The 20,714-nt window shown below is 66.4% G+C and carries 20 protein-coding genes; 17 read left to right on the forward strand and 3 right to left on the reverse strand.

Going from position 1 to position 20,714, the window contains the following annotated elements:
• The first annotated feature begins 38 nt into the window (after positions 1 to 38).
• Positions 39 to 1,643 (forward strand): AMP-binding protein, encoded by a 1,605-nt coding sequence (locus ON00_RS09665; RefSeq protein WP_010405371.1) that lies wholly within the window; start codon positions 39 to 41, stop codon positions 1,641 to 1,643.
• Positions 1,644 to 1,697: 54 nt separating this feature from the next.
• Here ON00_RS09665 and ON00_RS09670 read toward each other — a convergent pair whose 3' ends face one another.
• Entirely contained in the window at positions 1,698 to 3,344 is a 1,647-nt protein-coding gene (locus ON00_RS09670; RefSeq protein ID WP_010405372.1) for a carboxylesterase/lipase family protein, read from the reverse strand.
• Complete coding sequence (locus tag ON00_RS09675; protein ID WP_010405373.1) at positions 3,341 to 4,654, reverse strand: spinster family MFS transporter; 1,314 nt, start codon at positions 4,652 to 4,654, stop codon at positions 3,341 to 3,343. The genes ON00_RS09670 and ON00_RS09675 overlap by 4 nt, the downstream gene beginning before the upstream one ends.
• 139 nt (positions 4,655 to 4,793) lie before the next feature.
• Here ON00_RS09675 and ON00_RS09680 point away from each other — a divergent pair, with 139 nt between their 5' ends.
• Complete coding sequence (locus ON00_RS09680) at positions 4,794 to 5,465, forward strand: TetR/AcrR family transcriptional regulator (protein ID WP_029622606.1); 672 nt, start codon at positions 4,794 to 4,796, stop codon at positions 5,463 to 5,465.
• 94 nt (positions 5,466 to 5,559) lie between these two features.
• A complete protein-coding gene (locus ON00_RS09685) occupies positions 5,560 to 6,453 on the forward strand; it encodes an SDR family NAD(P)-dependent oxidoreductase (protein WP_010405375.1) in 894 nt (297 codons plus the stop codon).
• Positions 6,454 to 6,652: 199 nt separating this feature from the next.
• On the opposite strand, the gene ON00_RS09690 is transcribed toward ON00_RS09685, so the two are convergent.
• Complete coding sequence (locus tag ON00_RS09690; protein ID WP_010405376.1) at positions 6,653 to 7,462, reverse strand: flagellin N-terminal helical domain-containing protein; 810 nt, start codon at positions 7,460 to 7,462, stop codon at positions 6,653 to 6,655.
• Between the two features lie 254 nt (positions 7,463 to 7,716).
• On the opposite strand from ON00_RS09690, the gene ON00_RS09695 reads away from it, so the two are divergent.
• From ON00_RS09695 to fliQ, 14 genes are all read left to right on the forward strand, one after another.
• Positions 7,717 to 8,985 (forward strand): sigma-54 interaction domain-containing protein, encoded by a 1,269-nt coding sequence (locus ON00_RS09695; RefSeq protein WP_010405377.1) that lies wholly within the window; start codon positions 7,717 to 7,719, stop codon positions 8,983 to 8,985.
• Positions 8,982 to 9,344, forward strand: a complete 363-nt coding sequence (gene fliE / locus ON00_RS09700; protein WP_010405378.1) for a flagellar hook-basal body complex protein FliE — start codon at positions 8,982 to 8,984, stop codon at positions 9,342 to 9,344. The genes ON00_RS09695 and fliE overlap by 4 nt, the downstream gene beginning before the upstream one ends.
• Positions 9,345 to 9,349: 5 nt before the next feature.
• Positions 9,350 to 11,089, forward strand: a complete 1,740-nt coding sequence (gene fliF / locus ON00_RS09705) for a flagellar basal-body MS-ring/collar protein FliF (RefSeq protein ID WP_010405380.1) — start codon at positions 9,350 to 9,352, stop codon at positions 11,087 to 11,089.
• On the forward strand, positions 11,086 to 12,093 hold the full coding sequence (fliG, locus tag ON00_RS09710) for a flagellar motor switch protein FliG (RefSeq protein ID WP_010405381.1): 1,008 nt from the start codon (positions 11,086 to 11,088) through the stop codon (positions 12,091 to 12,093). Before fliF ends, fliG begins: the two co-directional genes overlap by 4 nt.
• Positions 12,086 to 12,841 (forward strand): FliH/SctL family protein, encoded by a 756-nt coding sequence (locus ON00_RS09715; RefSeq protein ID WP_010405383.1) that lies wholly within the window; start codon positions 12,086 to 12,088, stop codon positions 12,839 to 12,841. The genes fliG and ON00_RS09715 overlap by 8 nt, the downstream gene beginning before the upstream one ends.
• A gap of 118 nt (positions 12,842 to 12,959) precedes the next feature.
• Positions 12,960 to 14,288 carry a FliI/YscN family ATPase gene (locus tag ON00_RS09720; RefSeq protein ID WP_010405385.1) on the forward strand — a complete coding sequence of 443 codons (1,329 nt, stop codon included), beginning with the start codon at positions 12,960 to 12,962 and terminating at the stop codon, positions 14,286 to 14,288.
• Positions 14,281 to 14,706, forward strand: a complete 426-nt coding sequence (locus tag ON00_RS09725) for a hypothetical protein (RefSeq protein ID WP_010405386.1) — start codon at positions 14,281 to 14,283, stop codon at positions 14,704 to 14,706. Before ON00_RS09720 ends, ON00_RS09725 begins: the two co-directional genes overlap by 8 nt.
• 51 nt (positions 14,707 to 14,757) lie before the next feature.
• Positions 14,758 to 17,325: a flagellar hook-length control protein FliK gene (locus ON00_RS20160; RefSeq protein ID WP_083834091.1), complete on the forward strand. Its 2,568-nt coding sequence runs from the start codon at positions 14,758 to 14,760 to the stop codon at positions 17,323 to 17,325.
• Between the two features lie 18 nt (positions 17,326 to 17,343).
• Positions 17,344 to 17,934, forward strand: coding sequence for a flagellar basal body-associated FliL family protein (locus tag ON00_RS09735; RefSeq protein ID WP_010405388.1), 591 nt, complete (start codon positions 17,344 to 17,346; stop codon positions 17,932 to 17,934).
• Positions 17,935 to 17,937: 3 nt separating this feature from the next.
• Positions 17,938 to 18,906 carry a flagellar motor switch protein FliM gene (locus ON00_RS09740; protein WP_010405390.1) on the forward strand — a complete coding sequence of 323 codons (969 nt, stop codon included), beginning with the start codon at positions 17,938 to 17,940 and terminating at the stop codon, positions 18,904 to 18,906.
• Entirely contained in the window at positions 18,903 to 19,193 is a 291-nt protein-coding gene (gene fliN / locus ON00_RS09745) for a flagellar motor switch protein FliN (protein WP_010405391.1), read from the forward strand. The genes ON00_RS09740 and fliN overlap by 4 nt, the downstream gene beginning before the upstream one ends.
• Positions 19,194 to 19,198: 5 nt before the next feature.
• On the forward strand, positions 19,199 to 19,459 hold the full coding sequence (locus ON00_RS09750) for a flagellar biosynthetic protein FliO (protein WP_010405393.1): 261 nt from the start codon (positions 19,199 to 19,201) through the stop codon (positions 19,457 to 19,459).
• Positions 19,456 to 20,310, forward strand: a complete 855-nt coding sequence (gene fliP, locus ON00_RS09755) for a flagellar type III secretion system pore protein FliP (protein WP_010405394.1) — start codon at positions 19,456 to 19,458, stop codon at positions 20,308 to 20,310. Before ON00_RS09750 ends, fliP begins: the two co-directional genes overlap by 4 nt.
• A 123-nt stretch (positions 20,311 to 20,433) precedes the next feature.
• The gene (gene fliQ, locus ON00_RS09760) at positions 20,434 to 20,703 is read left to right on the forward strand and encodes a flagellar biosynthesis protein FliQ (RefSeq protein ID WP_010405396.1); all 270 of its coding nucleotides are present in this window, start codon (positions 20,434 to 20,436) and stop codon (positions 20,701 to 20,703) included.
• The last annotated feature ends 11 nt before the right edge of the window (positions 20,704 to 20,714 follow it).

The following is a 20,714-nucleotide window of genomic DNA, read 5'->3' on the forward strand; positions in this document are numbered from 1 at the left end:
GCAGGCGGCGGCCCTTACCCGCGAGTTTCGAAAGCACCATGCAAACATACGGCCTGACCGTCGAGAAGTTCCTGGATCATGCCGCACAGTGGTTCGGTGATACGCAGATCGTAGAGGCCGATGCCGGGCAGGCGGTCCGACGGATCGGCTATGGTGCCTTGCGCCTGCGGAGCAACCGCCTGTCGGGGGCGCTGCGCACGCTTGGCCTGGGGTTCGGCGACCGGATCGGGACGCTGGCCTGGAACACCCAGGCGCATCTCGAAACCTATTACGCCGCGATGGGCATCGGGCTTGTGTGCCATACGCTCAACCCACGGCTGACGCCCGCGCATCTCGCGACGATGATCAACGAAGCCGAGGACCGCGTGATCGTCGTCGCGTCCGATCTGCTGCCGGTGTTGCGCGACGTCCTCGCCGACTGTCCCGAGGTCGCGCATGTGGTGGTGATCGACGCTCCACTGCCGCAGGGCACCCCGATCGGCACGCATCCGGCGCGGCTTTGGGCCTATGACGACCTGCTGGAACGGCATGGTGTCGAAACGCTGTGGGGCGACTTTGCGGAGACCGTCGCCGCAGGGCTGTGCTACACCTCGGGCACGACCGGACGACCCAAGGGGGTCGTCTACACCCACCGTTCCAACTATCTCCACACGCTGCGCGCGCTGCAGGCCGATGCGATGGCGCTGACGGCGCGCGATGTGCTGCTGCTCGGCGTACCGATGTTCCATGCCAATGGCTGGGGCCTGCCCTTCGCCGCGCCGGGGGCGGGTACCAAGCTCGTCCTGCCCGGGCGGATGCTCGACGGCGCGAGTCTCGCGCGGGTGATGCGCGACGAGCGCGTGACCATCGCGGTCGGCGTGCAGACCGTGTGGCTTGGGCTGGTCGATCACCTCGAACGCACGGGCGAAACGCTGCCCGACCTTGAGCGTGTCCTGATCGGCGGATCGAGCTGTCCCGAAGCGCTGATCCGCCGGATCGAAGAGCGTCTGGGTGTGCATGTCCAGACGAGTTGGGGGATGACCGAATTGTCGCCGACCGGCACGATATCGCCGCCTTATCCGACCGCGCAGAGCCGTGGCGCGTCGGGCCGCCCCCCGCTTGGCGTCGAGTTGAAGCTGACCGATGCAGCGGGGGTAACGCTCGCGCGCCAGCGCGACACGCTTGGTCATCTCAAGGTGCGCGGGGCGAGCGTGCTCGACCGTTATTTCAAGGCGCAGAGCGACGCGCTCGACGAAGAGGGATTTTTCGACACAGGCGACCTCGCGATGATCGATGGCGAGGGCAATCTTACGATCTGCGGGCGCGCCAAGGATTTGATCAAATCGGGCGGGGAATGGATCAACCCGAACGAGATCGAGGCGCTGATCGGGATGCACCCGGCGGTGCGGCACGTCGCGGTGATCGCGCGCGCCGACGAGCGATGGGGCGAACGCCCCGTGCTGATCGTCGAGACGGCGGAGGCGGACGTAACGCCCGCTACGCTGATCGCGCTGTTGCGCGGCAAGGTCGCCGATTTCTGGATTCCCGACCAGGTCGCGCAAATCGAAGCCATGCCGCTCGCCGCGACCGGCAAGATCGACAAGCTGCGGCTTAATGCCGAGCTTGCCGCGGGGACCATCCCGCTAACCAAGGTAGCGCGGTAGCGAGGCGCGCAGCCGCCCAAGGCAGCCTCCCAAGCGGGGGCTGCGCCGGCACGCTCAAGGACACTCCGCGCTCGCCGCCGGAAGCTTCGGTGCGGCCAGCCCGACGTTCCAGTTCCATCCGATCTTGCCGGTCGCCTTGTGGCGGCACATCACCGTTTCGTTGAGCGCAAACATGCCGGGCATCAGCTTGGTTTCGACCCGCGGCACATCGGTGAAGTGAAGATAGCTTTCGCCGCTGCCGAACGCGGGCCACGCCGGTGCCTGTGCCGCGACCGGCTGGCCGCCCTGCGCGAAGCTCGCCCAATAATCCGCCATCGCGTCGGACAGCGCGCGGTTCACCGGCACATCCTCGACGCGCGGCCAACGCGGCGGGGTGCGATCGAAGGTGCCGAACACGAACGGCAATTCGCTGGCATGGAATGCGTGCAGCCCGGCATCATCGGCGGCGCGATAGCCGTGATCGAACAGATAGAGATAGGCCGATTGCCCGATCGCGGTTTGCGTGCGCGCCAGGCGCTCCGCGGTCCAGCCGTAGAGCGCGTCGCGCGTCGTCGCGAGAATGCTCTGCTTATAGCCGGCCGCCGGATACAATCGCAGGAACGCATCGGCGAGATCGCCATAGCGATCGCGAATGCCTTTTTCATAATCGGCGGCCGTCGCCGGAGCGTTGGGCGCAAGCACCGTCAGCGACCGGATTTCGCCCTGATTGAACCCGACCAGCAGCGGCACCGCCGCCTGTCGGCCCGCGGCGAAGGCCGAGACCATCTGCTCGGGCAGCACGCGCCCGTCGACCGTGCCCCAGGGGCCATAGCCCATGCCCGCCGCAGCATTGGTCAGCGTCTGCGCATCGATGCCGCGCAGCGCCGCCACGTCGGGTGCCTGTAGTGCGGCAGCCAGCATTTGCCCCGCCCCCTCGCCCGAGGGCGCTCCGTACACCGCCTTGCGGAGTTCGGGCATCGAGATCATGTAGCCGCTCTCGACAATCGCCCGAGAGAAGAGGCCGCGCGCCAGCGGCGATTCGAGCAAGTACATCACGCTCAGCCCGCCAGCAGATTCGCCCGCGATCGTCACCCTGGCCGGATCCCCGCCAAAAGCCGAGATATTGGCCTTCACCCATTGCAGCGCCGCAATCTGGTCGAGCAGACCGTAATTGCCCGACACATGCTGCGGCGATTCTGCGCTCAGGCCGGGATGGGCCAGCCAGCCGAGCACGCCCAGCCGATAGTTGATCGACACGACGATCACCCCACGCTCGGCAAGACGCTTGCCGTCATACACCGGGTCGCGGCTCGATCCGCCCACCAGCGCACCGCCGTGAATCCAGAGAAACACCGGTGCCTTATCCGCCTTGGCGGGCGTCCAGATGTTGAGCGTCAGGCAATCCTCGCTCACCGGCATCGGATCGCCGCTATAGATTGACGACGGCGTCTTGCTCTGTGGCTGGACGCAGGCGGGCCCGAACGCGGTGGCGGGGCGGACGCCTTGCCAGCGCGGCAGCGCTACCGGGGGTCGCCAGCGCAGCGATTGCACCGGCGGGGTTGCATAGGGAATGCCCCGGAACACGCGGATCGACCCGTCGGCCGCCCCCTGCACCGCCCCCGCCGGGGCGGCGACGATGGGCGCGGTCTCGCTCGCATGCGTCGCTGCAGGAAGCGCCAGCGCAAGGGCGGCAAGAACTTTGAAACGGCGAAACGCGATCATGCGGCAACCTTTCCGACGAAACCGCTCCGGCGCAGGACGCGACCGAGCCACAAAAACAAGGCGATGGCGACCAGATAGGCGGGTGCCAGCGTGTACAGGGCGATCTGCAGAGCGTGCGCCACGCCGCGCGCAGCGAAATAATCGCTCGCCGCGCCGACATAGGTGGGCCCCAGCCCGAGCCCGATGAAGTTCATCACCAGCAACAGCAAGGCCCCGGACAGAACACGCTGATCGGGGCGCACCTCTTCCTGCACCAGCGCGACCGACGCCGAGAGATAGAAATAGTTGAGCAGCATCACCACGGTGAGCAACACCAAGGCCAGCGGCCAGGTCGGAGCCCAAACGAACGCGACGTAGAAGGGCAGCGCGATCGCCAGTGATACGGCCGGCCCGATCGCATAGACTCGCCGCGATCGCTTGATCAGGCGGTCGATCACACGCCCCGAGATCAGCATCCCACCGCCCATGCCGAGCGCCACCGCGATCGCATACCACACCGCGATTTCCTTCAGGGTCATGCCCTTTTCGCGGATCAGGAACAGCACCGCGAAATTGCCGAGCCCATAGGTCACGAATTGCGTCGCGCCACTGCCGATCGACACGAGCAGCAATACGGGATTGGTGAAGAACGCCCCGACCGTCCGCCAGAAGGGCAGCGCGTCGGCGGGCCGGGTCGTTGCCGCATCGTCCAGGGCACCGCGGACTGGCTCGCGGATCAGCAACCGCACCGCGATCGCGGTGACCACGCCGATCCCACCGATGGCGATAAAAGCGTAGCGCCAGTCGAACGCCGCCGCGATCGATGCGCCGAACGCAATGCCGATTGCCGCTCCGATCGGTGGCCCGAGATTGTAGATGCTGAGCGCGGTCCCGCGCGTGCCCGGCGGAAATGTGTCGGTGATGATCGCATAAGAGGGCGGCACCCCGCCCGCCTCGCCAAACCCAACCGTCATCCGCGCGATCACCAATTGCGGGAAGGTCGCCGCCAGCCCGCAAGCAATCGTCGCCCCGCTCCAGATCGCACAGGCGAGCGCAACCACGCTCACGCGATTGGTCCGGTCGGCGAACCAGCCAACGGGGATCGCGATGAAGCAGTAGAAGAAGGCGAAATACAGCCCGCCAATCAGCCCCAACTGACCGTCGGTGATGTGCAGCGTGTCCTGAATCGGCTTGGCCAGGATCCCGAGCAGTTGGCGGTCGAGAAAGTTCAGGACATAGACGAACGTCAGCGTGACGAGGACGATGCCCCGTCGCCGTGCGGCCGCAGCGGTGTTCGGCCGAACGCGCGGCTCCGCTGCCAGAATATCCATGCGACCTCTCCGTCGGCGTGCGTCTTATCGTTGAGGGCATCATGTGGGCGACACTTCGCGCTGTCAACTCTCACTCTCACGCGTGTGAATGATTGATCACGCCTTGACGCCCGGCGTGGAGGCTGAAAGGACGGTCCTCGTGAGCGAAGAGACGAAACCGGTACGGCGACCGCGCAGGGCCGAACAACGCGCCGAGACGATGGAGCTGATCCTCGATACGGCGGAAGAGCTGTTCTCGCAGCACGGCCTATATGGCGTAACGCTGAAAGAGGTCGCCAAGCGCGTCGGGGTCCATCACACGCTGCTCAATTACTATTTCGCCGACAAGAAAGCGCTGTTTGATGCCGTCTTCTCGCGGCGTGCCGTGGTTACGAGTGAGCGGCGCATGAAGGCGCTGGCCGATTATGAAGCGGCCTGTGGCGGCAAGCCGACGGTGGAGGGCGCGTTGCACGCATTCCTCGATACCGACCTCGATTTGTATATCGAGGGAGGCGAAGGCTGGCGGAACTATGCCAAGCTCGGCGCGCAGGTCGCCAATACGCCGGAATGGGGGGCCGAATTGATGGACACGCATTTCGACCCGGTCGTGCTGCGGCTGATCGAACTGTTGAAGCGCGCCTTGCCCGATTGCGACGAGCGCAAGATTTTCTGGGGATATCACTTCGTGACCGGCTCGCTGATGCTGACGCTCGCGCGGACCGGGCGGATCGACAAACTCTCGGGCGGGATCAGCCGCTCGGACGATTTCGTCGCGGTCAAGGAACATATGGCCAAGTTCATGGCCGGCGGTTTCCTGGCAATCTGCCGCTGAGCGGCCACGCCGACCCCATTTTCTGACAACTCACTAACTCTCTTGAGAGTGATTTTATCTGCGGCTATGCAGAGCAAAATCATAGGAGGGTTGGATGTCATTGCAGGACCGAGTTGCGATCGTGACGGGTGCCGGCGGCGGGCTCGGGCGGGAGCACGCGCGCTATCTCGCGCGGCACGGCGCGCGCGTCGTCGTCAACGATGTTTCGATCGAGGCGGCCGAGAGCGTCGCTGCGGCGATCGTGGCCGAGGGCGGCGATGCGATCGGTATCGGGGCCTCGGTGACCGAGCCAGACGCGGTCGCCGCGATGGCGGAAACGGTGATGCAGCGCTGGGGGCGGATCGACATTCTGATCAACAATGCCGGCATATTGCGCGACAAGAGCTTCACCAAGATGAGCCTCGACGATTTCCGGCTGGTCGTTGACGTGCATCTAATGGGTGCAGCGATCTGCACCAAAGCCGTTTGGGAGACGATGCGCGCGCAGCGTTACGGGCGGATCGTGATGACGACCTCATCTTCCGGACTGTACGGCAATTTCGGCCAGGCAAATTACGGTGCGGCGAAAATGGCGCTGGTTGGTCTGATGCAGACGCTGGCGATTGAAGGGGAGAAATACGGTATTCGGGTGAATTGCCTCGCCCCGACCGCTGCGACGCAAATGACTCGCGGCGTGCTCTCCGATGAGAGCCTGGCGCTGCTTGATCCGGCCTTTGTCAGCCCCGGGCTGTTGGCGTTGACCGGGGAGGAAGCCCCCACGCGCACCATCCTGTGCGCCGGAGCCGGGCATTTTGCGACCGCGCACGTCACGCTGTCGCAAGGCCTGTACATCGGCACGCGCGATACGGCCGGAGCGCAACTGGTAGAGGACTGGGCGGCGGTTGCGAACCGCGCGGGAGAAGTGGTGCCGGCCTATGGCTTCATCCAAGCCGAACGCGAGTTGGCAAGTGCGGGTGGAGAGGTCGGCGTCCGTGCAACGCTTCGGTGATGGCGACGAGCTTAACCGGAGCTGGTAGAGTGCCCATTCGCCAGCGCTAGCGTCGGTTTCGTCCGACACCCCGACACCAAAAACCCCGGCGACCCTGCTGGATCGCCGGGGTTTTCGTTGGACCGTCCCGCGCGTACGCAAGAGATCCCGGTCGGCCCCGACACCCGTATAGGGGGTCGGGTGCCAGGGCCGGTCCGTCTTAGCCGAGCAGCTTCAGCACGCCCTGCTGCGACTGGTTCGCCTGAGCGAGCAGCGCGGTCGAGGCCTGGCTGAGGATCTGCGCCTTGGCGAGGCTGGTCGTCTCGGTCGAGAAGTCGACGTCTTCGATGCGGCTGCGGGCGTCGGTCAGATTGGCGACGTTGGTCGTCAGGTTGTTGACCACCGAGCTCAGGCGGCTTTGGCCCGCACCCAGCGTTGCCCGCGTCGTGTTGACAGCCGCCAGCGCGGTGTCGAGCGCACCAAGCGCAGTGGTTGCACCGGCTGCGGTCGAAATGTCGGAACCGGTCACGCCGGACAGATCCAGGCCGCCAACGGCGAGCGAAACCGTATCGGTTGCCGACGAACCCGTCTGGATTTTCACGGTCGCGGCCGTGGTGCCGAGCAGCGACACGCCGTTGAAGTTGGTCTTGCTCTGAATGTCGCTCAGCTGACCGGTCAGCTGCGTAACTTCGGCCTGCAGGTTGGTACGATCGCCCGCTGCATAGGTGCCCGATGCCGACTGAACGGCAAGCTCGCGAACGCGCTGCAGGATGTTGGTGACTTCGCCGAGCGCGCCGTCTGCGGTCTGCGACAGCGCGATGCCGTCATTGGCGTTGCGGATCGCCTGATTCTGACCCTTGATCTGCGAGGTCAGCGAGGAAGCGATGGCGAGGCCAGCCGCGTCGTCCTTGGCCGAGTTGATGCGCTTGCCGGTCGACAGACGCTCGATGCTGGTTGCCAGCGCAGCGCTGGCGGTGTTCGACGCATTGGTCGCGCGCAGTGCGGCGACGTTGGTTCCGATAACAGTCATGATGTGTCTCCATCGTGGTTCGGCAATCCCGCCGCCCCCTATCGGAGAGCCGAGCCGCCATCACAGGTAACGACCGGTCGCGGCAGGGATTAAGCACTTTTGCAAACCACGCGCTTTTGTCCGCACCGACACCCTTGTGCACAATGTTGCGGCGACGGCCGATTGCCGCCGGAAAAATATTGCCGCTTTGCAACGTCCTTAACGGGTCGTTTACCACGGGTAGGGCATTCCCTGGATTGACCAGGGGGAATTTCATGCGATCCATCATCCCATCCGCCGCGATCCTTCGCCAGCATTATGCGCTGGTTTCGACCTTGCGCGCGCAAGGCTTCGCGATCGGCAGCTTCGAAGACGGCAAGCTGCGCAGCGGCGACCTGTATCTGGTCGCGGACGGCGAAACGCCCCCCGCCGCTGCGCGAACGGTCGTGATCGGCACCGAGGGGCGTTACATCGTGCCCTCGCGTGACGGCCATCCGGCCCGCATCGCGTTTTCCGGTGCCGATGCGGCGGTTGGCGCGGGCTTCGTCCGCGCATTGCTCGCCGAGCCCGAAATGCCGACGGCCGCCGACCCTGAAAGCCTGGCGCTCCACGCGCTCGCCGATCGCGTTGCCGCCGCCGACATCACCGTCCTGATCAACGGCCCGACCGGCACCGGCAAGGAAGTGCTGGCGCGCTCGATTCATCTGAAATCGGCGCGTGCCGCCGGGCCGTTCGTCGCGATCAATTGCGCTGCCTTGCCGGAGACGATGCTGGAGGCATTGCTGTTCGGCCATCAGAAGGGCGCATTCACGGGCGCATCGTCGGGCGGCGAAGGCTTTTTCCGCGCCGCGCATGGCGGCACGCTGCTGCTCGACGAAATCGCCGAACTGCCGCTGCAATTGCAGGCCAAACTGCTGCGCGCGCTGCAGGAACGCGAGATCGTCCCGATCGGCGCGACCACGCCGCAGGCGATCGACGTGCGCGTCATCGCTTGCGCCAATCGCGATCTGCAGGATGAAGTCGCGGCCGGCCGCTTCCGCGCCGATCTTTATTACCGCCTCTCGGTCTTCCCGCTCACCACCAAGCCGCTTGCCGATCGCCCGCAGGATGTGCCCGCGCTCGCCGCAACGCTGATCCTGCGCCATGCCGGCAATCGCATGACGATCCCCTGGCCTGACCAGTCGGCGATCGATCTGCTGATCCGCCACGATTGGCCGGGCAATGTCCGCGAGCTGGAAAACGTCGTGCAGCGCGCGTTGCTGTTCGCCGGTGGCGACACGATTTCGGCCGAACACATTGTGTTCGATCGCCCCGCCGCGCGCGCCGCCAACGACCAGCCGGGGCAGCCCGCGACGCTTGGCAACATCGTCCAGATGCACGAATTCCAGGCGATCCGCGAAACGCTCGCGGCGTGCAACGGCAGCCGCACCGAAACCGCCAAGCGGCTTGGCATCTCGGAGCGTACGCTGCGCTACCGCCTCGCCAAGGCGCGCGAACAGGGCGATGACATCGTGCCCGCCACCAACCGGACGGCCTGGGCATGAGCATCGACGGCATTGGCGGTGGCGGCGCGATGGGCGTCGACCGGGTGATGGCGCTGCGCGCGCAGATCCTCGAACGCAACCAGGCGCTGGCCCGGGCTGGCACCACATCGGGAGCCGCCCCGGCGGCTGCGGCCAAGCCCGCGAGCTTCGCCGCGACCATGGAAGACGCGCTGAAGAGCGTGAACCAGGGCCAGGTCGAGGCCGGCAAGCTGTCCGAAGCCTATGAACGCGGCGAGACGATCGACATCGCCAAGGTGATGATGGCGCGTCAGCAAGCCTCGGTCGGGTTCGAAGCGACGCTGCAAGTCCGCAACAAACTGTTGTCCGCATACAAGGACATTATGAGCATGCCGGTCTAAGATAGATGAGCAACGCCCTCACCCCCGCCCCGCAGTCCGGTGTCGCCGCCCTGGTGCCCGAACGCTTCGCCAACCCCTTGCAGCAGATCCAGGGTCTGCTGGCGCAGCCAGCCGTCCGCCGCAGCTTGCCGATGGTACTGCTCGTCGGCTTGATCGCCGCTGCCGCGCTCGCCTGGATGATGCTTGCAACGCCGACGCAAAAGACGCTGTTCTCCGGCCTTGCCGATAGCGACAAGGCGTCGGTGACGGCCGCCTTGCAACAGGCCAACATCACCTCGCGGATTGACCCCGGCACCGGCGCGCTGACAGTTGCGGAAGACGATTATTCGCGCGCCCGCATTCTGCTTGCAGGGCAAGGCCTGCCCAAGGCTGCGCCCGGCGGATATCAAATCCTCGACAATCTTCCGATGGGCGTGTCGCGTGCCGTCGAAGGCGAACGCCTGCGCCAGGCGCGCGAGACCGAACTCGCCCGGTCGATCCAGGAGATCGACGCCGTTGCCGAAGCCCGCGTCCACCTCGCCACGCCCGAACAATCGGTGTTCGTGCGCGACAATGCCGCGCCGTCCGCCTCGGTGATCGTCAAGCTACAACCGGGCCGGTCGCTCGGCGACGCGCAAGTGTCCTCGATCGTCAACCTCGTCGCCTCCTCGGTGCCGGGCATGAAGCCCGAAGGCGTCACCATCGTCGACCAGATGGGTGGGTTGCTCACCAAGGGGGCCAACCAAAGCCAGCTCGGCATTGCCAGCGACGAACGCATCGCCTTCCAGCGGCGCGTCGAGGAAAAGTACCGTGCCCAGGTCGTGCAATTGCTCACCCCGCTGATCGGCGCGGGCAATTTCACCGCCGAAATCCAGGCCGATGTCGACCTGAACGAAACCCAGGCGACGCGCGAAAGCTATGACAAGCAAGGCGCGCTCCGCGTCGAGCAGGGCCAGTGGACCGGCAACGGCAAGGACGCGCAAGCCCCCGGCGGCATTCCGGGCGCGCTGTCCAACACGCCGCCGCCCGCATCCACCCTGTCCGCCCCGCAGCCCGCCGCGACGCCGACCCCGGCACCGCCCGCAGGCTCGGGCGTATCGACCCCCGGTGCCGCTGCACCGGTGGTGGCCGCCGCTGCCGGAGTGGTCAGCGATGCGATGAAGGCGAGCGACCAATATTCGCGCGCTTATGATCTAGGGAAAGAAGTATCGGTCAGCCGCACCGCGCCCGGCACGATCACGCGGCTGTCGGTCGCGGTGCTGCTGCGCGACCCCGAAACCGGTAAGCCGCGCGGCACCATGGAGATCCAGCAAGTCACCCAGCTCGTCCAGACGGCGGTGGGCTTCAACCCCAGCCGGGGCGACCGCGTCACCGTGATCAGCCGCAAATTCGCTGGCGGAACCGCGCTGGACGACAAGCAGCCCTGGTATGAAGCAGGCTGGCTGCCGGTGGTCGCGCGCAACGCGACGGCACTGGTGATCGCCTTGCTGGTCTTGTTCCTCGGCGTCCGGCCGCTCGCCAAGAGCTTGATGAAAAAGGACCCAGAACCGGTCGCGCCGCAGGACCGCCCGGCGCTCGGTCGCGATCTGCTGAGCGAAGCGCAGGGTGGCGGACAAGCTCCGCCGCCGCCGACCGACCAGCCCGTCAGCATCGACGCGCTGGAAAGTGCCCGCAACTATGACGATCGCATCGGCATGGTGCGCGGCTTCACCCGCGACAATCCGGCGCGCGCCGCGCTCGCCGTTCGGGACATGATCAAGTCATGAACGCTCCCATGCGCACCTTTACCGGCGTCGAACGTGCCGCCGTGTTGATGATGCTGGTCGGCGAGGAAGAAGCCGCCGCGATCCTGCAGAAGCTCGACCCCGAAGAAGTGCGGCAGCTTGGCAAGGCGATGTTTGCGGTCGCCGATGTCAGCGAGGTCGAGGTCGAATATGCGCTCGACGATTTCGTCGGCAAGGCGCGCGAGCGCACCGCGATCGGCTTCGACCCGCGTCCGCGGATCGAAGCGGTGATGACGCGCGCGTTGGGGCAGGAAAAGGCCGACAGCGTGCTCGCACGGATCGTCCCCGCTGAAGATGCGTGCCAGCTCGATTTGCTCGACTGGCTCGACGCCAGCGAAATCGCCGCGATGATCGAGAAGGAACATCCGCAGATCGCCGCCGTGCTGATCGCCAATCTGGAACCGAGCGTCGGCGCACAAGTGCTCGAACTGATGCCCGATGCGGCACAGCCCGACATCCTGCACCGGCTTGCGCGGCTGGGGCCGATCACGCCCGAAGCGGTCGAAACGCTGCGCACGATGCTCGCCAACCGCGCCGGGGCCGCACAGGCATCGGCCGGGGTGACGCTGGGCGGCACGCGCGATGCCGCCAAGATCCTGTCGAGCGGTCGCAAGGCGACCGAACTGCGCGTGATGCCGAAATTGTTCAAGATCGACCGCGACGTCGCCAAGGCGATCGAGGAAGCGATGTTCGTGTTCGAAAACCTGCTCGAACTCGACGACAAGAATCTGGGCACGCTCATCCGCAACATCGACAGCGACATCCTCACCCGCGCGCTCAAGGGCGTGGACGAAAGCATTCGCGGGCGCTTCCTCGGCTGCATGTCGAGCCGCGCCGCCGACGGCATTCGCGACGAGATGGAGGCGCGCGGACCGATGAAGCTGAGCGAAGTGCTCGACGCGCAAAAGGTGATCATCCAGATCGCACGCAACCTCGCCAAGGACGGCACCATCCAAATGGGCGCGGGTGAAGACGATTATGTCTGAATTCACCGCCGGATTTTCCGCGCGCAGCCAGGGCGTGGCCGAAGCGCTGCAGGCCGCCTTCGCGCCGCGGGTCGCGGGCTTTGCCGCCGCCGACTTGCGCGAGCGCGCCGAGCGCGGGCCGGTTTCCTTCTCCCCGCACGGCAGCGAGGGCGAACGCCCGCGGCATTTCTCGCCCGCCGCCCCCGGCACCAATCCGACCGCAGGCTGGGATCCGTTCGATGCCAACCCGGCCCCGCCGACAACGCCCTTTGTCGACCCGGTCGCGGTCGCGCATGAAGCGGGCTATGCGATCGGCTATGTCGAAGGCGGCGATGCCGCGCGCGCCGAAATGACCGCGCTGGCGGAGCGCGACCGCGTCCTGCTCGAATCGCTCAGCCAGGCGCTGCAGTCGAACGACCGGATCGACCGCGAAGCGGTTGCGCGTCGCTTGCGCGAAACCGTGCTGTTCCTGGTCACGCGGCTGGTCGGCGAAGCCGGCATTTCGTCCGACCGGCTGGCCCAGCGGATCGAAGCCGCCGCCGACTTGCTCACCGATGCCACCGAATCGGCGATGCTGCGGGTTCACCCCGACGATGTCGCCTTGCTCGAGGGCAAATTGCCCCGCCAGATCTTCGCGGTCGGCGATGCCAGCGTGGCGCGGGGATCGTTCGTGCTCGAAAGCGCGTCGACCATCGTCGAGGACGGACCGGACTTGTGGCTCGAACAATTGGCCCAAGCGATCGATCATGTCGCGGTGCCCGGGGCATGACCGCCCTGCACACCGTTCGCCCTGAGCCTGTCGAAGGGCCATCGCTTGTGGCACCGCCGCTTGTGGGGCGTGAGGTGCTTCGACAGGCTCAGCACCAACGGAACACCAAGAGCATGCCATGCTGAACCGCTTCACCGGCGACTATCTCGACGCGCTCGGCCTGCCCGATTTCGCGCCGCGACCCAAGGTATCCGGGCGCTTGGCGTCGTTTGACGGGCTGCTGATGGAGGCCGTCGGCCTGACGCTTCCGGTCGGCACGGTGTGCCAGGTCGGTGACCGGCAATCTGGTGTCGAAGCCGAAGTGATCGGTTTCCGCAATGGCCGAACCTTGTTGATGAACCTCGGCGGCCCGGCCGCCTTGCTCCCGCAAGCACCGGTGCGCCCGCTCGGACCTCCGGGCGAGGCTGAGGTCGGGGCGGCGCTGCTCGGTCGCGTGGTCGATGGCGCGGGCAAGCCGATCGACGGGCTGGGGCCGATCCGCGGTGCGGCGCGCTGGCCGCTTGCGGGCAAATTGCAATCGCCGCTCGACCGGGGTCGCGTGCTGCACCCGCTCGATGTCGGCGTGCGCGCGATCAATGGTTTGCTCACCGTTGGCCAAGGGCAGCGCATCGGCATCATGGCCGGTTCGGGCGTCGGCAAATCGGTGCTGCTCGGCATGATCGTGCGCGCAGCGCAAGCCGATGTCATCGTCATCGGCCTGATCGGCGAACGCAGCCGCGAAGTCGCCGACTTCCTCGAAACCAAGGTGGCGGGCGAAGCGCGCAAGCGCGCCGTCGTCATCGCGGTGCCCGCCAACCATTCGCCGGTGCTGCGCATTCGCGGCGCGCTGCGAACCCACGCCATTGCCGAGGCGTTCCGCGCCGAGGGCAAGAAGGTGCTGCTGATCATGGATTCGCTCACCCGCGTGGCGCATGCCGGGCGTGAAATCGGCCTCGCGCTGGGCGAACCGGCCAGCGCGCGCGGCTATCCGCCCTCCGCAATCGCGATGCTGCCCAATCTGATCGAACGCGCGGGGACCGACGTTGCCTCGGGCGGGTCGATCACCGCCATCTATACCGTGCTCGCCGATGGCGATGACGGCAACGATCCCGTGGTCGACAGCGCGCGCTCGATCCTCGATGGGCATATCGTGCTCAACCGCGCGCTGGCCGAGCGCGGCGTATATCCGGCGATCGACATCGGCCCCTCGGTCAGCCGCGTGATGAACGACATTGTCGACAAGCCGCACCAAATGGCCGCGCGCGTGCTGCGCCGTCACCTCGCCACCTATGAGGAAAATCGCGATCTGGTGCTGATGGGGGCGTATCGCTCGGGTGCCGATCCGGCGATCGACGCCGCCATCGCCTGCCATCCGGCGGTGCTCGAATATATCAAGCAGGACCCCGACGAGATGGTCTCGCTGCCCGATGCCGCCGCCGAGCTGATCGGCGTGTTCGGCGATGGCTAAGCCCTCCAAGCTCGACCGCATTTTGCGGGTGCGCACACTCCAGCTTGGCCTGGTCCAGGCCGAGGAAGCGCGCGCGCACGATCGCGCCGCCAGCGAACAAATGCTCAGGTCGCGCATTGCGCAGCTCACCGCGAACGTCTCACCGACACCGGCGGCGGCCCCGGTTGCGGGCTTTTCGCTGGTCGCCGCAGCGCATTTTCGCGAGCGCCTCCACCAATCGGCCGAAGCCGCCGAAGGCCGCTTGCGCGCGGCCCAGGCAACCGCCGCGCGCGCCAGCGAAGCGACGCGCGAGGCTCGCCGCGACCAAAGCGCGATCGAGAAATTGATCGCCCGCGCCGATGCCGAGGCCGTGGTCAAGGCGATCCGCGCGATGGAAGCCGCACCGCCAACGCGCAAAATTCGGCACGATCCTTGCTGAAGCTCTGACGACGTCGATCGGAAGCTGCGAATCGACCCCGTTGGAGCCTGCATGATCGATCTGTTGCCCCTATCGTCTGCGCCATCCGCCCCCGGCCACGGACACGCCCCCGGCCGCAGGGGCAGCACGTCCGGCCATTTCGAGAAGACGCTCGGCGCGGTGGTTGAGGCGCGCGATACGACGACGGCAGCCGCGTTGGCCCCGGCGGCGATTGCCCGGCAAGCGGTTGCCGTGGGTGGCAAGGGCTTGCCCCAAATCGTCCCCGCCAAAACCGGCGCGGCTGACGGAAACGGAACCGTCGCCGTCCAAAACCCGGTCCAGTCTCCCGCTGATCCGACGATCCCGGCCTTCCCCTTGGCGACCGCATCCAAAGCCGCGCAGCCGGTGCAGGCCCCTGCCGCAACGCTGCCAGAAGGGCCCGCGCTAAACGTGGTACCGCAAGCGGGGTATCGAGACCCCGAATCCGTATCTGCTAAGATCGACGCTGACGGCATATCCCTTGCCACGGGACCGACCGGGGCGGCACCGATCGCTTTTCCGACGGTCGCGACACCGACGCCGTTCACGGTGCCTGCGGCGCTGCAAAGCGGGACTGGTAAAGACGCCAGCGCGCCGACGACGCCTGTGACGACCACCAATCCCTTGGCGACCGGAAACACTGGGGTGCCCTTTCGGTCTGCGGGCACCACAACCGCTCTGATCGCCCCGGCAACGCCCGGCTGGCGCGACAAAGCGCAAGATCTCAGGACGGGCGCGTCCTCCGCCGCAATGGCCCTGGCAAATGCGCCCGCGCAAACGGCTGCCCCGCAGGCCGAAATTAACGAGCAAGGCCCGCCGCAGCCCGCGCTTGCGCAGCGCGGAGAGCTGCTCGCGCCGACAATTGCAGCACTCGGTTCCATAGGCCTTGGCGCGGTCATCGCCGACGCAACGCCACAGCCACCGGGCACGGTCACGACGTCGCAAACGCGGACGAACGAGGACAGTCTATCGTCGCTGCCGACATCCTCCTTCACGGTCGGCAATGCGGAAAGCCAGGCGTCCCCCGTCGCGACGATAGGGGCTTTGGCGGCCAGCGCCCAAGCGGCATCGACTGGGCCACGCGTCCAGACGCTGGCGGCCTTTCTAAATGGGCGTGACGCCACGGCGGCACCCTCGACACTTGCAGCCGCGGTCTCACCGAAAGCAGCACGCTCCGCGGACCACCAGAGCAAAGCCGTACGCGTGGACGCGCAGGACGTGGCACCCGCATCCCTGGCCAATCTGGCGTCACCCTTGGTTGCGCCCACGATCGCCCCCGCTCCTGTCGCCGTTACCGGGGCTGATCCCAATGCAGCGGCATCGCCTGAGGTGACGACCCTTGCCTCGCTTGGTGGGGCCCAGCGCCCGGTTTCGATCACAACGCTCGAGTCGGCATCGTCGTCGATCGCACCGGCCGCTCCATCATCGTTCGCAACGCCGGGCCGCATAGCGACGCCAGAGACCCCAGACACCGCAGAGACGGCAAACGACGGCACCGAGACACCCAGCCCTGCACCGCCAGGGCGCACGCCTGCTGCCAAGCCGGATGCGATCCTACAGTCCCTGCGCCCACCTCTCGGCGACATGCTCGCAGCGCAGCCCCCGATTGCGCCGACCGGTTTGGAGACTCAGCCATTGTCGATCACGCTGCCGGATTCGAGTTCGGCTGCCACGACTGGCCAGCCCAAACCGCCGCAACCCGCGATCGTGGCGACGGCTCCCGAGCAATCCCCTCTGCCAACAGCCCCAGCGCAAGCGGTCGCCTCTCCGCTTATTCCAACCCCGACCACCGTAGCCGCGTCGCCATTGCCCCGACCGCTGCGCGTTTCGGACGCCATAGCCCCTGTCGGACAAGCGTCCGCACCGGCAGCGCCGCTCACGACCGTTGCCGCATCAAGCGCGAGCGCGCTACCTACATCCGCGCCATTGGCTACACCCACGCCAGTGGCAGACCGGCCTGATCCGCCAAGCTGGGTCGCCCAGCGCGACGCCGCCGTGCCAACCATCACCGTGAGCACGACTCCGCAGCCAGCCGGTCAAGTCTTCGCGGCGGCAATCGCGGCGGCGACGTCATGGCGCAGCAAGCCTGCGCTCCCGGGTCAAGGCGACGCCGCAATACTGGCCGCCGCGCTCAGCACCGGACCAGCCGTCAATCTACCCGATCAAACCGCCGTGGCGGCGACCGGAAGCACCAACGCGGCACCGCTCGACCTGCGGCAGGATCCGGGCTTGCAGCGCATGATCGATCACATCGAAACGCTCCGCGACGATGCCAATGCGCATGACACGCGCATCAAGCTTTCGCCCGACGCGCTGGGGAGCGTCGACGTCGCCGTGCGGCAGGAAGGCGATCGCGTCCACGTTCGCTTCACCACCGAACATGAAGCCACCCGCGCGCTGATCGCCGAGGCGCAGCCGCGCTTGACCGAACTGGCCTCCGCGCGCGGGGTTCGCATCGGCGATACCAGCGTGACCACCGATAGCGCGGGCGGCGGCAACGGTGCCGCCCCGCAGCCGCGCCCAACGCCGCAGCCTTCGCGAACGCCGCCCCGCGCGCGCTCCGACGCCACTGACGATCCCGTCGACCACCGCCTTGCTTGAAGATGAAGGACAGTATCCATGAGTGACGCCCCCAAGGAAACGCCCAAGAAGAAGGGTGGCATGATGAAGATCCTGCTGCTCATCGTCGGCGGCCTGGTGCTCATCGGCGGCAGCGTCGGCGGCGCGGTGTTCGCCATGCACGCCGGGCTGCTTGGCGGTAGCAAGGCCGCACCCGAGCCAACCGGCCCGCGGCTGGTCCCCAAGGCCGAGCAGAAGCGCGTCGGCTCGGGCGAAGGGGCCGAGGGTGCCAAGGGCGGCACCAAGCCACCGATCGGGGTCGGCGGCGACAAATATGCCTCGAATTACTACGCCATGGACAAGGAGTTCACCTCCAACCTGCAGGACAGCGTCCATTTCGTGCAGGTCGGGGTCGCCGTCTCCACGCCCTATGACGATTCGGTGATCGAGAACATCAAGACCAACGAAATCGCGGTGCGATCGGCCATCCTGATGGCGCTCGGCGACACCACCGAGGAGCAGGTCTTCACCAGCGACGGCAAGAAGGTTTTGCAGCGTCGCATCGCCAAAGCGATCAACGATACGCTCAAGGAAAAAGAAGGCTTTGGAGGCGTCGGTAACGTTTACTTTACCAATTTCGTTGTTCAGTGAGGCATGGTTAACGAAGGCCTTCACAGCGCGAGCGACAGGCGGGAACGGCCCCGGCGGACAGCAGAGCATGTCACGCTGGGGACGGCCAACCTCAACCCGTTCGGCGACCTGCATACGGTGCAGCATTTGTCCGCGCGGCTCGCGCGCGGCGTGCGCGCCGTGTTCGAGCCATTGCTGCGCCGCGAGTGCCGCACCTGGGCCGAGCCGCTGGTGGTGCAGCGCCTGGCCGATTACCGGGTCGAACGCCCCGACGGGCTGACCGCATGGCTGCCAATGGCGATGACGGCGGCGGGGACACCCGCAGCCGGGCAAGCGCTGGCGGTGCTCGACGGGCGTTTCGTGATGGAATTGCTCGATCTGTTCTTTGGCGGCACCGGAGCGGCACCCGCCACCTTGCCCGCCGAATTCACCCCCGCCGCCGAGGCGATGATCGCCCAGCTCGGCCGGATGCTGGCCGAGCCGATGCGCGCCGCATGGGAGCCGCTCGCACGGATCGAGTTCACGCCCGGCCGGGTCGAAGCGAACCCCGCACTGATTACCGATCTCGACGCCGATGACGCCGTCGTCATCACGCGCTTCGGCATCGCCTCCGGGACCGCCAAGCCCGTGTTTCTCGACCTGCTCTACCCGGTCACCGCGTTGAAACCGCACGGCCCGTCCCTGACCGGCAAGGTGCATGGCAAGACTGCCGAGCCTGATCCGGCCTGGCGCACCGGCCTCACCCGTGCGGTGATGGACGTGCGCTTCCCGATCCGGTCCGTGCTGGCGGAACCGATGGTGTCGCTGAGCTTGCTGATGGAACTGAAGGCGGGTGACGTGATCCCGATTTCGGTCGGCGGCGACGTGCCGGTGATGGTCGGGCGCGACCGGCTCGGCGCGGGCACGGTCGGCACGTCGAACGGCAAGGCCGCGATCAAGCTCACGCATATTTCCTACGACCTAGACCGTGCTTTCGGGGGTGAATTGCAATGACCGACTTGAGTGGCGGATTCCCCGTCGATGCCAGCCTGGCCGCCAATTTCCGGCTGCTGCAGGACGTCGATGTCAAGCTGACGGTCGAGATCGGCTCGACCTCGCTCACGTTGCGCGAATTGCTCGCGCTTGGCGAAAGCAGCGTGATCGAGCTCGACCGACAGGCCAATGAACTGCTCGATGTGCTGGTCAACGGCACGCTGATCGGGCGCGGCGAAGTGGTGATGGTCGGCGACAGCTTCGGCGTGCGCATGACCGAATTGGTCAGCCCAGAGAAGCGGGCCTGATCGTCATGATGTGGTCCTATATCCTCAAGCTCGTCGTGCTGCTGCCGCTGGTGTGCGGCCTGATGATCGGGTGCCTTTATGCCTGGCGTCGGCTGGAGTCGCGGTTGCCGGGTCAGCCCGCCAACCGGCTGCTCAAGGTCACCGAAACCATGATGATCTCGCCCAGCGTCCGGCTGGCGGTGATCGATTTCGAGGGGCGCAAGCTGCTCGTCTCGGTCAGCCGCACTGGCGTCGCCTTGGTCGATCGCGGTGGAGACGCACGATGAGCGTCAAGGTCATTCGCAAAGGCTCGGGCCCGGCGCTGATCAAGCCATCGGTGGCGCGCGCGCTGCCGTGGGGCAAGCTGGCGCTGATGCTGCTCGGCGTGGTGTTCGCGATCCTGGTTGCGCACCCGGCCTTCGCCCAGGCCGCCCCGATCGCCGCGCCCACCCCCGGAGCCGGCGACGCCGCCGACCGCGCGTTGAAGGATCTTGGCGGCGGCAATGCGCCGATGGCGCTGAGCTTGCAGATCCTGATCGTGATGGGGCTGCTGACGATCCTGCCCGGCATCCTGCTGATGATGACCAGCTTCACGCGCATCATCATCGTGCTGGCGATCGTGCGCCAGGCGATGGGCCTGCAGCAAACCCCGCCCAACCAGGTGCTGATCGGCCTGTCGCTGTTCCTGTCTTTCTTCGTGATGGCCCCGACAATCACCCAGATCAACGCGACCGCGATCCAGCCTTATGCCGAGAGCAAGATCGGCGCGACCGACATGATAAAGGCCGCCGCGATCCCACTGCACACCTTCATGACCAAGCAGACGCGCAAAAAGGACATCACCATGTTCGCTGGCATCGCCAAGAGCGGGCCTTACAAACAGGCGAACGACATTCCCTTTTCGGTACTGCTGCCTGCCTTTGTCACCAGCGAGTTGAAGACCGCGTTCCAGATCGGTTTCCTGGTGTTCCTGCCGTTCATCGTCATCGATCTGGTGGTCGCGACCGTGCTGATGTCGCTCGGCATGATGATGCTGTCGCCGACGATCATCTCGATGCCGTTCAAGCTGCTGCTGTTCGTGCTGGTCGATGGCTGGGCGCTGACGATGGGCAGCCTTGCCAATTCGTTCGTGAATTGACGCGATGCGCAGCACACAACCGTTCGAGCTGAGCTTGTCGAAGCCTGCGCGCAGCACCTGCCGCGGTCGCCGTGGCGCGCTGCCCTTCGACAGGCTCAGGGCGAACGGAAAGGAGCGTTTCTGATGGACGCGGAATATTTCCTGACCGTCGCCAATCAGACGATGTGGGTGCTGGCGCTCGCCGCCGCGCCGATCCTGATCCCAGCGCTGCTCGCCGGGCTGATCACCGGCATGATCCAGGCGGCGACCTCGATCAACGAACAGACTTTGTCGTTCGTGCCCAAGCTGATCGTCGTCGGGGTGTCGATCCTGGTGTTCGGCAGCTTGATCCTGGGGCTGCTCACCGATTTCACGATCGGCATTTTCGAACGGATCCCGGATCTGGTGCGATGAGCGCGGGCCTG

The organism is Sphingomonas echinoides ATCC 14820, assembly GCF_000241465.1.
Taxonomy (GTDB): domain Bacteria; phylum Pseudomonadota; class Alphaproteobacteria; order Sphingomonadales; family Sphingomonadaceae; genus Sphingomonas; species Sphingomonas echinoides.